Raw genomic sequence first — 12,807 nt, 5'->3', positions numbered from 1 at the left:
GGTTCATCGATTCGTATGGCTCTTTTACTCATTCACCTTTTCGCTTTACACGTATGGCTCTGAAACAACAAATTGACGCCGATATTAAACAGGCAATGCTGGCCAAAGATCAAGATAAACTCCGGGCATTGCGGGCAATCAAATCAATGATTTTGCTCGAAGAAACGAAAGAGGGAGCTGCTGGAGAACTTAAAACCGAAGACGAAACGCGCATTTTAACGAAGGCGGTAAAACAGCGTAAAGACTCTGCCGACATCTACCGGCAACAGAACCGGGCTGACTTACTGGCTACGGAAGAAGCCGAAATTGCGATCATCGAACAATATCTGCCCAAGCAGCTTTCGGAAGATGAACTGAAAGAAAAATTACAGGCTATTATCGCGCGTGTTGGCGCGTCGGCACCTTCCGATATGGGAAAAGTGATGGGCGTTGCCACGAAAGAACTCGCCGGTCAGACCGACGGAAAAGCAATATCGGCGGCTGTCAAGCAACTACTATCTTAAGCGGAAATGAGCGGATGAGTGAACGAGCGAAAAAGCTGGACCATTCATTCGCTCGTTCGCTCACCTATTTACCTGCTCGTTGAATACGCTCGATCTACTTATGTTTGTCCCCCTGGCCTGGGGCGCTTATAATGGTTACCGCAAGGGTCTTTTGATCGAGGTTGTTGCGGTCATTGCGTTTGTAGTGGCCATGATTGTAGGATTCAAGTTTTTGGCTTTCGGTATCGAACTGTTGAGTCCTTACATCAGTCGCGAACTAGCCCGCAGACTGCTACCCTGGATGGGCTTCTCGTTTATTTTCTTTCCTACGGTGTTCATGATCAATAAGATGGGTTTTTCGCTGCGTCGGTCGTTGCGGTACACCATTTTAGGGACGTTCGATAGTATTGCCGGAGCCGCCGTTGGTCTTTTTACGTGGATTTTTGGAATTAGTGTAATCCTTTGGTTGTTCAGCTATATGGGTGTCAAAATACCCCCTCGCCAGGTGGAAGGAGCCTTTCTTTACCCGCTGATACGACCCATTGCGCCAAAAGTGATGGACAAAGCGGCTGTTTGGGTGCCTAAAGGACTGGAAGCTGGAAAAAAATGGCGGGCCGAAAATAAATAGCGAGTTGGTAATTGAGCGATTTTGTGAATGGATTCTATAACAAGTCGCTAATCCCTTATTCGCTCGTTTACGCATAAACAAAAGATGAAACAGGATATTCGCAAACTTACAGCCGCTCAACTGAAAGACTGGCTTACGCAACATGGCGAACAGGGTTTCAGGGCCAAGCAAGTTTATGAATGGCTCTGGAAAAAGTCGGCGCAGTCGTTTGAGCAGATGACCAACCTATCGCTGTCGACACGGGAGCTGCTGAGTACCAACTTTGAGATTCGTTCTCTAACGGTCGATCAGCAGCAGCGCAGTAGTGACGGAACCATCAAATCATCGTTCCGGCTGTTTGACGATAATCTGGTTGAGGGTGTTCTAATCCCGGCTCTGCGGAACGATGATAACGACCGCATGACAGCCTGCGTATCGAGCCAGGTGGGTTGTTCACTAACGTGTAAATTTTGCGCAACGGGCTACATGGACCGCAAGCGCAACCTCGATGCCGCCGAAATCTACGATCAGGTCGTTGCCATTGATCGGCAGGCAAAAGAAAACTACGACGTTCCCCTCTCGAACATTGTTTACATGGGGATGGGTGAACCGCTGTTGAATTACAAAAACGTACTTGAATCCGTTGACCGAATTACCGCACCGGATGGATTAAACATGTCGCCGAAGCGGATTACGGTGTCAACGGCAGGTATTGCCAAGATGATCCGGCAGCTCGGCGACGATGCTGTAAAGTTCAATCTGGCGCTTTCGCTTCACGCGGCCAACGATCAAAAGCGCGATCAGATCATGCCAATCAACGAAAGCAACACGCTACAGGCACTGGGTGATGCGCTAAGCTATTTCTACAAAAAGACGGGTACGCGCATTACGTTCGAGTACATCCTGTTTTATAACTTCAACGACACGGTACAGGACGCGCAGGAACTGTGGAAGTTCACCAAGCGGGTTCCTGCAAAAATTAATATCATCGAGTATAATCCGATTGCTGCGGCTAATTTCAAGAATACCGACCCGCAGACGCTGGATAAGTTTGCTGGCTTTCTGGACGATAGGGGAGTAACGGTGAACGTCCGCCGGAGCCGTGGGAAAGACATCGATGCCGCTTGTGGGCAGCTGGCCGGTAAAAAGCAAACAGCCTAACGCTGGCAAAATACAGGGCCAGCGTTGATGTCATATTACATTTGCTTAACAATTTGGTAATATGGCTCTGGTTAGTTTACCGTACTTTTGTGGCAATCATCGGCTTACGGACTTGCTGTACGCCTAATCATCGAAGATCACCCACCCATGTTTGGATTAGAAACGGATGTTTTTATCCTCCTCTTTATCAGCTTATTCGCTGCTTGTGCTTTCGAGTTCGTTAACGGTTTCCACGATACAGCCAACGCTGTTGCTACGGTTATTTACACCAATTCACTAAAACCGACAGCTGCCGTTGTCTGGTCGGGGATTTGTAATTTCACTGGCGTTTTGCTCGGTGGAATCGGTGTAGCTATGGGAATTGTCAACCTGCTCCCGGTTGAATTACTCGTCGATCAGAACGTTTATCACAGTGTCGCGATGGTACTCGCTTTGCTGTTGAGTGCCATTATCTGGAATCTGGGAACCTGGTATTTTGGTTTGCCAAGCTCCAGTTCGCACACGCTCATCGGTTCGATTCTGGGGGTAGGGCTCGCCTTCTCGACTATGCCTGACAACAAAGCCGGTTCAGCCGTGAACTGGGAAAAAGCCATCGAAACCGGTGAAGCACTGCTGTTGTCTCCACTGTTAGGCTTTAGTCTGGCTATTGTATTGATGTTCGTGATACGTCGATCCGTATCCGAAGAGGTAAAAGGCCAGCTTTTCAAAGAACCTAAAAAGAATAGCCTGCCGCCGACCTGGATTCGGGGTGTCCTGATTGCAACCTGCTCGCTGGTCAGTTTCTTCCACGGTAGCAACGACGGACAGAAAGGGGTTGGACTGATCATGCTTATTCTGATTGGTATTGTACCGTTTCATTTTGCCGTACAACCTGATCTAGATCCACGTTTGCTGCAACCCAACATTGCCGGTATCGAACAAACGATTGCCGCTTTGGACTCTAATCAACTTGCGCCAGTCAATCGGGATCGACTAGCGCGTACGCGTACTGAACTGGCCGAATTGAAAGCAATGATCAACGCTCCGATGCCAGAAAACAAAATTCCGAAGGAGGAGCGGTTGAGTGTTCGTCGTGACCTATTGCTGATCAACAGCAACATGAACAAAATTGTGGAAGACGAAGGGGCGAATCTGAGCACGAACCAACTGGCTCTAATGCGCAAAAGCTTGGGCGAGGAAAGTGGGTTGCGCCGGTTCACGGACTACGCCCCGCTTTGGGTTATTCTGATGGTTGCTCTCTCGCTGGGTCTTGGTACGATGATCGGCTGGCGCCGGATTGTAGTAACGGTCGGCGAAAAGATCGGTAAGCAGCACCTAACATATGCTCAGGGCGCATCAGCAGAATTGGTAGCTGCCAGCATGATTGGATTGGCTTCTGCGCTGAAATTACCCGTGAGTACGACCCACGTTCTTTCTTCCGGAATCGCGGGTAGCATGGTTGCCAGCAAAGGAGTTAAAAACTTACAGGCGGGTACGATTCGGAATATTGCTTTGGCTTGGGTACTCACATTACCGGTATCGGTATTGCTGTCTTTCACGCTGTACCTGTTCTTCCGCTGGTTGCTGTAAAAATCACTTGACCCATTCCGGCGCGTCCTGCTCAATGGCGTGCCGGACTTTGGCAACAATATCATCGACGCTGTCTTCGGGACTGATAGTCAGGGGTTCTTTAAATTTTACCGTTAATAGGGTATTTCGTTTTTTGAACCGCAATCCTTTTTTATCGAAGGCGCGTCGAAAACCGTTAATGACAACAGGCACCACAATCGGGTCAATATTCTTGATCAGGTGACCCGTTCCTTTGCGCACGGGTGCATATGGACTCGTTGTTCCCTGCGGAAAACTAACCACCCATCCGTGCTCAAGAGCCTTCGCGATCTTATCGTTGGCCGTTGTATCAACCGCGCGTTGGACTTCCCGCCCTTCAGCGCGCCAGGAGCGTTCGATGGTAATGGCTCCACCCGCCGAAAAAATACGCGGAACAATTCCTTTCTTCATCGTCTCCGATGCCGCTACGTAATACTGTCGGGCGCGGGGGCCTAGCAAATAAACCGGCGGGAGCATGGTATTCTGAAAGCCCCATTTAACGGCGCAGAAGATATGGAAGAAAGCAATAACGTCGGCAAAGTAAGTCTGGTGATTCGACAGAAACAGGACGTTATTGATGGGTAAGTTTTCTAGATTTTCGGTACCCTCGATCTGAATCCGGTTGACGACGGTGTAACGAGCGTAGGTAAGCCAGCCCACGATACCGATTAGCATACGTCTAACTAAAAGCGAATTGCCAAATGGGTCCCGCTCGAAAATGCCGAGCACATCCAAGGGCATTAGAAATTTAGGCAGGTAGCTAAATTTAGTTGGCTTTACGTATTTCATCGCAGGTTAAGAGTAGCAGAGCGTTCTTAATTGGTCCACTTTCACCAAGCGGACGATTACAAACGGAAGCACTAAACTACTAAAGCGGTAAGCCTGCTACAATGTTTTCGGGAAGAAGAACGAACAACAGGTTATGAAGCAGCCCTAAATCTGAACCAACTCAGTTTAGGGCTGTAAGGGGTTTTTAGGCTTGCTCTGGCAAAGAAATTAGACTATACACGCTATCCCACAGCGCGAGTCGGGCTTGTAAGGCGGCTTCAACGGCTAAGGTAGCATCCTCCCATTTTTGGGTGTCCGCTCCGCAAAGCTCAGCCGTCATCGCTTTCGCCAGATGTGAGTGGTGATCACCATCGACTTCAATGTGACGTTCCAGATAGTACGTGAACAGACCTAACTGGGTAGGAGACTGATCGCGTAGTTGCCGTACCAGGGCGATAAACATATCCGGAATTAGATCTTCACGACCAAACGTAAAGACCGCAGCGATTTCGTGAAGTTTACCTTTGTTGATGAGGTCAAACGTGAAATTGACAAACTGACGGCTGCCCGCTGGTGCAGTCATGGTTTCCAGTGATTCGTCGAGTGAGCGCCCTGCGGTCAGTTCGCCGATAAACGATTCAATCGAACGGGTATCTGCTCCCGCTTCGTTCATTGCTTTCAGGTAAAGCTCAAAGTGGCTTGCCCGGTTACCGTCGGGATCAACGTCACTTTCTTCACCCACCACAATTTCGTTGATCAAATACCGTGTTTCGGGATTGCCAACGGGTAGCCAGGGAACATCAACGCTGGTGAGTTTACGTTGCAGCGCTTTGAGAAGCGACATAAAATCCCAGACAGCCCACACGTGCGATTGCATGAATACACGCAAGTCGTCAATGGTTTGTACCGAAGCGTACAAGGGATGGCTCGTCAATTGCTGACGAAGCGGCTCAATACGGTTTGATAAAAAATTTAGTTGCTCATTCATAATGCATTGTAAAATATTTTCAATCTGTCGTTAATCTTTTTACTGCTTGCTGCGTCTAACTGTCAAGTTAAACAAAATAACAGATAGCCTATCGCCGACGCTTTACACAATTAATTTCATTTCACAGTTTACCAATCAATTTCCCATGAAACGTATTGTGCTTGCCGGTGTTGTTGCATTTGTTGTCGCCCTAGTAACTGCTCAAACGGCATTTGCCCAAGTTCAGGTCGGTATTCGGGGTGGTGCCAACTGGGGGTTTGCCTCAAAGCCTGATTTTCTCAATAGCTTAAATCCGGTGTTACAACTATCGGCAGGTCCTACCGCTGCTATTTTCCTGGATGTTCCTCTTAGCGACCGTGTTTCGTTCCGTCCTGAAGTCGCTTACGTACAAAAAGGATTTGCCGTCAAACAAAGCATGGATCTTAATTTAGGTGGATTTACGTTGCCACTCGGCGCGCGGATTGCCTACCAGTCGCAAAACATTGAATTGCCATTGCTGTTCAAGGTCAACCTAACTGACGGGCCCGTGCAGCCCTATCTGATAGCTGGTCCCTCGGTGGGTTACGCCCTCAGCGGCCGTGTTCGTACCCGTGCTACCGCCCTTATTACAACCCGGCCGATTGACGTTAACGTTAATTACGGCGATATGCTCAACCGTTGGGATGCCAGTGCTGTCGGTGGATTGGGCTTAGCGATGGATGCCGGTGCTGGTAAGTTCTTTATCGAAGGCCGCTACACGCACGGATTCACGCGTCAGGTGCAAGTGCCCGTCGTCAACATCAACGCCCGCAACCGGGGTGTCGCCGTATCGCTGGGTTATTCGTTTCCCATTGGCGGTTATTAATTGCTCATCTCATCATTCACTACACGATTTTAGTTGTCATTTTGTTGAATCAACCTGAATCAGCAAAGGCGGGGCTAGTCAGCTCCGCCTTTCTTATTGACCCGAGGTCATAACCTGATTCGTTTACCCAAAACGATAGCTCGGTATGGATTACTCGTAAATGAAATCCATGTTTTTGTCTTTGTAGTTTTCATCGTCCAACTCCAGAAATTCTTCCCAGAAAGGATCATTCGGCAGACCCGCCTTGCAAATAATCGGGCGGTCAGGTGCGTCGGGCTGTTTGACCGGGTGAATAAAGTACAGACGACGGGCATGGAGATAAATCTTCTTGTCGGCTACAGCCCGGTCGTAACCGTATTTGACATCACCCCGAATCGGGCAACCCATGTGCGCCAGCTGTGACCGGATTTGATGGGGACGACCCGTAATCGGATTTACTTCCAGCAGGTAATGCTCATTGATTCGACCTAACACCCGGTACGATAGTTCGGCTTTCTGCGAGTTAGGGACCTCGTAGTCATAGACGGTAACCTGATTTTTCTGCTCGTCCTTCACGAGCCAGTTCACCAGTTTGTCTGCGTTTTTTGGCGGTTTCTGCCGGACGACAGCCCAGTACGTTTTTTGAACCTGCCGTTTCCGGAAGATTTCGTTCATCCGTTCCAGCGCTTTCGACGTCCGGGCAAATACCACAAGTCCGCTGACGGGCCGGTCGAGCCGATGCACAAGCCCCAAGAACACTTCGCCGGGTTTGTCGTACTTCTCTTTAACGTACTGCTTCAGCAATTCCAGCAGCGTGACATCGCCTGTACGGTCACCCTGAACCAGAATCCCTGGGTCTTTATTGACAATCAGCAAATGATTGTCTTCGTATACAACCTGAAATGGTTTCTTTCTCATAATGTACAGTTGCTCACCCTCGTATTGACAATGACAACTAATTGACTATCTATTAACTTAATATGCTTCTTTCTCGTTCGGAAAATCGTTGGCTTTTACGTCATCGACGTAGTGGGCAATGGCCTCCGTCATTACCGTGTGCAGATCGGCATACTGACGTAGAAAACGTGGTTTGAACGCATTGTTGATGCCGAGCATATCATGGATTACCAGAATCTGACCGTCGGCATCCGGTCCCGCGCCAATCCCTATGGTTGGGATCGTAAGGCTTTGGGAAACCGTTTTGGTAAGAGCCGCCGGAATCTTTTCGAGGACAACACCAAAACAGCCGATGTCCTGAAGCATGTTTGCATCATCGATCAGCTTTTGCGCTTCCGCTTCTTCCTTGGCCCGAACGGCGTAAGTCCCAAATTTGTAAATCGATTGGGGAGTCAATCCCAGGTGGCCCATTACCGGTACGCCCGCGCTCAGAATACGCACGATAGACTCGCGAATTTCCTGACCACCCTCCATCTTGACGGCGTGAGCCCCCGACTCTTTCATGATGCGGATGGCCGAACGAAGAGCTTCCGAAGAATTGCCCTGATAGGAACCGAAGGGTAGATCAACGACCACCAAAGCTCGCTTTACACCGCGTACCACCGAACTCGCGTGGTAGATCATCTGGTCGAGAGTGATGGGTAGCGTCGTTTCATGACCCGCCATCACGTTCGAAGCGGAGTCACCAACTAAGATCAGTTCAACGCCAGCCGCATCCACCACGCGCGCCATTGAGTAATCGTAGGCGGTGAGGGCTGAAATTTTCTCACCTTTATTTTTCAGTTCCTGAATGGTGTGCGTGGTAACGCGCTTGATATCGGGATTATGAACAGACATAGCAGGGGCCAGCAGGCAGTTGTCAATAAGCAATCAAATCGCTGCAAAGGTACAGCTTTTTACCGACTGCCGACCGAAGGCCGATGTCTGCTTAGTGGGGCTGAAGCCAGGACTCCGGATTAAGCTTCGTAAACTCTTTCCAGATCTGAAATTGAATTTCAGAAACGCCGTTCTTGTCGGTCGCGACCGTGCCAATCGATTCGCGGGCTTTAACGCGCTGGCCAACACGAACCGAAACACTTTTGAGCTTGGCATACACCGTGAAGTAATCCCCGTGCTGAATGGCTACGACGTTGTTCATACCAGGCATGTTGGTTACGTCCTGGACGACACCGTCGTAAACAGAGCGCACCCCTTCGCCCGCGTTGGTCTGAATATCTACGCCTTGGTTTTCAACGTAAATACCTTTTAGTACAGGATGCGGCTTACGCCCGAATCGATCCGAGATAAAGCCTTTGCCGACGGGCCAGGGAAGCCGGGAACGCGAAGCCGTGAACGAAGAAGCCAGTGCCGTTTCTTCATCGTTCAGATTATTATTACGTCGTTCGTCAGGTTTCTTTGGTTCGGGCGCTGGTGGGCTTTCCACTTTTGCTACGTCGGCGGGAGCCGGTTTTTCGCCTGCTTTTTCGGCGGCTGCAATGGCTTCTTCAGCTCTTCTCCGTTCGGCGGCTTTACGGGCTGCTTCGGCCTTCGCGATCCGTTCGCGTTCGGCACGTTCGCGGGCTTCACGCTCGGCTCGCTCTTTCGCTTCCCGCACGATAAGGCGCTTGATCATGGCTTCCAGCCGATCAATAGACCGGCGGCTTTCGGCCAGTTCCGTGCGAAGTTCGGTTTCCTTCTGGCTTAGTTCTTTAACAACCAGATTCTTTTCTTCCTTCAGGGATTCGAGCTTTTTACTTTCGTTTACCTTCGTTGTCAGCGTTCCCTGCTGCTCTTTCCGCTTGCGCTGCGTAGCCTCCTGCTTGCCTTGGAGCATCGTCTGAACATTATTCATCTGCCGAACCTGACTTTGCCGGGCATCCGAATATTGACGAAGGTAGCGGTAACGGGCAACCAACTGATTAAAGTTATCGGATGCGAACAGAAAGCCCATTGGATTCACTTGCTGACGGCGTTTGTCAGCCGCGTACACCATCGAGCCATACTCCGCTTTGAGCTTGGAGAGGTCGCGCTTCAGGGTAGTGCTGGCCTGACGTAATTCGCCAATCTCCGTTTCTGTCAGGCGTAGATCCTTGTTTAGTAGATTGATCTGCTGCGACTGGGTGCTGATTTGCTGATTGAGTGCTTTGAGCTGTCCCAAGCCAACCTGTTTCTCGGATGCAGTCTGTTTGAGAATATTCCGAATCTGCCCCATCTTCTCCAGGTTTTGCTTTTTCTCTTTTTCCAGCGTTTGCCGATTCCGTTGGGTTAGCTGGGCCATTCCGGGTATCGCCACAAACCACAGGCTTAGCAGCAAACCCAAGTTTATCGAGAAAGGAACAGGAAGCGAAAACGGTTTGACTAACATAAGGGCTGGAAAACAAAATTACTTAGGGGCGACGTTGGTAGCTGGCTGGAATCGTAAACGGGAAGCCCGGACTTTTATCAACCAGCTCAACTTTGTTGTGTTTGATGCGAAGTAGCGTCTGGTAAAACTGCCCGTCGGTACGTGACTTATAATCAAGCGTCACGAGGCTGGTATACGGAAACAGAAAGTTATTGAGCGATGTGAAATCTTCATAATCTAACCGCAACGTATTTTTCGTTGGCTGTTCGGTTACCATCAGTTTTTTTAGTTTCCGATCCTGTTCGCCAATGTAATTTTCAACCAGCACTTTACCCTCACTTTGCCGCAGCAGTAAGTAATCCCGTTCGTTCTTGATTTTTTGAGCCGGCCGTTTGGGTAAAGGAAGGTTTCCAATGATCAACGCTTGCAATAGCTCAAAATTCATGTTGAAATTGAATTGCTTGCTTAGTGTCGGGAAATCATAAACGGAGTACTCCTTGTGAATCTTGTCGATGATGGTTATCGAATCGCGGGTAATCATTCCCCGCACGGCTTCGATACCAAGCTTTGACACCGACAGCCAGATAACGCTATCTTTACGAACTCTGATGTTGATGTTCGCGTTGTCGATATCCTGATTCGGGCTTTTAAATGAGATCTTTGATTTAGCCGTCAGGTAGCGAAAGTCAATCTCGGCCACGTTCGAACGAGCCTCTTCAATGCCTGGGCGGGTTGTTGGTCGAGTTGCCGAAGAATCGGCTGGTCGTGTGGCAACGGAAGAATCGGCAGTTACGGCAGTGGTAGAATTTGGTGTTGAAACAGTAACGGTCGGCTGAGAGCCACTCGAACGAGACAACTGCCGACGTCGACAGCTTTCCGAGTTTACCAACACGCCTAGAAGAAGGGCAAACAACAGGTATTTATTCATTTGGGTTATTTTCAGTTTTCAGTGTGTGGACAACAGACTGAAAACCGTTTTACAACTTTCCGCTGGCAATTTTCTTATCTAGATCCGGGCTGCCTCCACCCTTCGTTTTAGCGAGTTTCCACTGTTCAGCCGCTTTGTCGTGCTGACCGAGTTGATATAAAACATCGCCGTAGTGTTCAATAATTGTACCGCTGGCACCAGCCGGATCAGCCACCGCTTTTTCCAAGTACTGCTTCGCCTTTGCGTAGTCTTTCGCTACGTAAAGAACCCAGGCGTATGTATCCAAGTACGTCGCGTTGGTGGGATGCCGTTCGACGAGTTTCTGAGCTAGTTGCTGTGCACGCGGTAAGTTCGCCTTCCGTAACGATAGAAAATAGCTGTAGTTATTCAGCACATGATCGTTTAGCGGGTCGGCTTTCAACACGGCTTCGTACGCTTCGTCCGACTTGGCATAGTCGCCGAGGCCGTTGTATGCGTCGCCGAGCTGAGCGTCGATACCGCGCTTAAGCTCGGTGTTACTGGTAGCCGCCAGCAGCTTTTTGCTTTCTTCGAATGCATCAACGGCTTCCTGATACTTCCGTTTAAACAAGTTGGCTGAGCCATTGGAGTACCAGAACAGACCCTGCGTTGGAAACACTTCGAGTGCCTGCTGCGAATGCGTGAGCAAACTGTCAACCTGATTTAGCTCGCCATCCAATTGCAGCAACGCACCCCACACTTCGTAGATTGACCCATCCAGGCGAGCCGCTTTAGCGTACGCATCCCGCGCTTCAACTTTTTTACCCTGCTGCATTAGTAAGTCAGCGACCATCACCTGCGTTTTGGGATCGTTGGGTGACGTTTTGGCCAGATTCTGCGCCATTGCCAGCGCATCCTTCTGGGCCGTTGCATTTTCACCCGTCATACCAACGTAGCTTGATAAGATTCGGGCTTTTAAACCGGCTTCCAGATTTGGATTAGACAGAACCTGGTTTAGTTCTTTACTGACGCGGTCCATGTCGCCTTTTTTGCGGTAGATATCGGCGAGCAGGACATGCGCTTGTGGTAAGTCGGCGTTAAGTTTCAGTGCCTTGTCGATCCAGACTATGGCTTGGTCAGTGCGGTCGTTGGCTACGAGCATTTCGGCTCCTTCGAGCAAATAGTCAGGATCACTTGGTTCGGAAGCCACTAATTTTTCAGCCTCCGCAATGGCTTTATCGATTTTGTTCTGCTTGAGGTAGATCCGCTGCTTTTGCCGGGTGATTTCCTCGTTTAAACCCAGTTCTCGCTCAACCTTATCGTACGTTTCAAGCGCTTTGTCGGGTTTTTCGTCGAAGAGGTAGATAGCAGCCAGTTCAACACCGTACTCCGCATTTTCAACGCCCTTTTTCAGCAACGCTTCGTAAAGTTCTTCCGCTTCGCCGTAGCGTTTCTGTTTAACGTAGAGTTCGGCCAGCAGGAGCGAGTAAAATTTATTTTCTTTATCCAGCGAATACGCTTTAGACGCATGCGGAATAGCCTCGGTGACTTTTCCGCTTTTCAGCAACGCATTGGCGGTAGAATACTGAGCCGCTGCATTGTTGGGGTACTTTTGGAGAATTTTAGTGAACTGCGCAATTGCCTTTGCCGGTTCGTCAGTCATCATGTACCGCATTCCCTCGGCAAAGAGCGTTTCTTCCTCCATGCGCACCGTAGTGGTTGAGCCAGAACCCGGCTTGGCAATGGTTGAATCCGCTTTAGCGCGTTTGCGCTGAGCCAGCGCTGGTGTACAGCTGAGCCATAGCACCATACTCAGGCCACCAACCAGCCCGATTAGTTGACGAGTAAGGCAAAATCTATATGACGTATTCATGTTGGTCAGCGGTCGTAGTGCTATAGTTAACGAAAAACGCGACTCACCCCGTTCTATTGCACCTTTGGCGTAAATAAACCCCTAAGACAAAGGTAGTTCAAAATGGTGTAATGTCACTATCCGGTAAGTAGAGGGAGCGGATCGTTACTGATGTCTATTCAGTTGCGTTTCTATAAATTTAAGCAAATTCTTTGCCTTTATCCACTCAGACCGTTCGGTCGATTTCTATGGCTTCTAAATGCCTGCTAATGAATCGGTAAACAACTCACGCAGGCATCACCGATTATTGTTAAAAGTGGACCGGGATGACAAGCGCCAACTTTTCGGGACGAGTACGGTTAATCACTTACTG

The 12,807-nt window shown here is 49.4% G+C and carries 12 protein-coding genes; 5 read left to right on the top strand and 7 right to left on the bottom strand.

All coding sequences use genetic code 11. The features are described from left to right. The first annotated feature begins 53 nt into the window (after window positions 1–53). From LQ777_RS22025 to LQ777_RS22010, 4 genes are all read left to right on the top strand, one after another. The gene (locus LQ777_RS22025; protein ID WP_232560095.1) at window positions 54–503 is read left to right on the top strand and encodes a GatB/YqeY domain-containing protein; all 450 of its coding nucleotides are present in this window, start codon (window positions 54–56) and stop codon (window positions 501–503) included. Between the two features lie 100 nt (window positions 504–603). Continuing rightward, window positions 604–1,110, top strand: coding sequence for a CvpA family protein (locus LQ777_RS22020; protein WP_232560094.1), 507 nt, complete (start codon window positions 604–606; stop codon window positions 1,108–1,110). Between the two features lie 84 nt (window positions 1,111–1,194). After that, the gene (rlmN, locus tag LQ777_RS22015; RefSeq protein ID WP_232560093.1) at window positions 1,195–2,250 is read left to right on the top strand and encodes a dual-specificity RNA methyltransferase RlmN; all 1,056 of its coding nucleotides are present in this window, start codon (window positions 1,195–1,197) and stop codon (window positions 2,248–2,250) included. Between the two features lie 147 nt (window positions 2,251–2,397). Continuing rightward, window positions 2,398–3,819 carry an inorganic phosphate transporter gene (locus LQ777_RS22010; RefSeq protein ID WP_232560092.1) on the top strand — a complete coding sequence of 474 codons (1,422 nt, stop codon included), beginning with the start codon at window positions 2,398–2,400 and terminating at the stop codon, window positions 3,817–3,819. Between the two features lie 3 nt (window positions 3,820–3,822). On the opposite strand, the gene LQ777_RS22005 is transcribed toward LQ777_RS22010, so the two are convergent. Together LQ777_RS22005 and LQ777_RS22000 are read right to left on the bottom strand one after the other, a co-directional pair. Next, complete coding sequence (locus LQ777_RS22005; protein WP_232560091.1) at window positions 3,823–4,626, bottom strand: lysophospholipid acyltransferase family protein; 804 nt, start codon at window positions 4,624–4,626, stop codon at window positions 3,823–3,825. 184 nt (window positions 4,627–4,810) lie between these two features. After that, entirely contained in the window at window positions 4,811–5,593 is a 783-nt protein-coding gene (locus tag LQ777_RS22000) for a DUF3050 domain-containing protein (RefSeq protein WP_232560090.1), read from the bottom strand. 145 nt (window positions 5,594–5,738) lie between these two features. Here LQ777_RS22000 and LQ777_RS21995 point away from each other — a divergent pair, with 145 nt between their 5' ends. Beyond that, window positions 5,739–6,437 (top strand): porin family protein, encoded by a 699-nt coding sequence (locus tag LQ777_RS21995; protein WP_232560089.1) that lies wholly within the window; start codon window positions 5,739–5,741, stop codon window positions 6,435–6,437. A gap of 150 nt (window positions 6,438–6,587) precedes the next feature. Here LQ777_RS21995 and LQ777_RS21990 read toward each other — a convergent pair whose 3' ends face one another. The 5 genes from LQ777_RS21990 to LQ777_RS21970 form a co-directional block, all read right to left on the bottom strand. Next, a complete protein-coding gene (locus LQ777_RS21990; RefSeq protein ID WP_232560088.1) occupies window positions 6,588–7,334 on the bottom strand; it encodes an RluA family pseudouridine synthase in 747 nt (248 codons plus the stop codon). 57 nt (window positions 7,335–7,391) lie between these two features. Continuing rightward, entirely contained in the window at window positions 7,392–8,210 is an 819-nt protein-coding gene (gene panB / locus LQ777_RS21985) for a 3-methyl-2-oxobutanoate hydroxymethyltransferase (protein WP_232560087.1), read from the bottom strand. 91 nt (window positions 8,211–8,301) lie between these two features. Further along, window positions 8,302–9,630 (bottom strand): murein hydrolase activator EnvC family protein, encoded by a 1,329-nt coding sequence (locus tag LQ777_RS21980; RefSeq protein WP_232562893.1) that lies wholly within the window; start codon window positions 9,628–9,630, stop codon window positions 8,302–8,304. Window positions 9,631–9,739: 109 nt separating this feature from the next. Continuing rightward, window positions 9,740–10,624 carry a lipoprotein insertase outer membrane protein LolB1 gene (gene lolB1, locus LQ777_RS21975; protein WP_232560086.1) on the bottom strand — a complete coding sequence of 295 codons (885 nt, stop codon included), beginning with the start codon at window positions 10,622–10,624 and terminating at the stop codon, window positions 9,740–9,742. 49 nt (window positions 10,625–10,673) lie between these two features. Beyond that, window positions 10,674–12,455, bottom strand: a complete 1,782-nt coding sequence (locus tag LQ777_RS21970; RefSeq protein ID WP_232560085.1) for a tetratricopeptide repeat protein — start codon at window positions 12,453–12,455, stop codon at window positions 10,674–10,676. Between the last annotated feature and the right edge of the window lie 352 nt (window positions 12,456–12,807).

The organism is Spirosoma oryzicola (assembly GCF_021233055.1).
GTDB lineage: Bacteria > Bacteroidota > Bacteroidia > Cytophagales > Spirosomataceae > Spirosoma > Spirosoma oryzicola.
The sequence above is the reverse complement of the archived record's forward strand: the minus strand, read 5'-3'. Positions and strand labels throughout refer to the sequence as shown.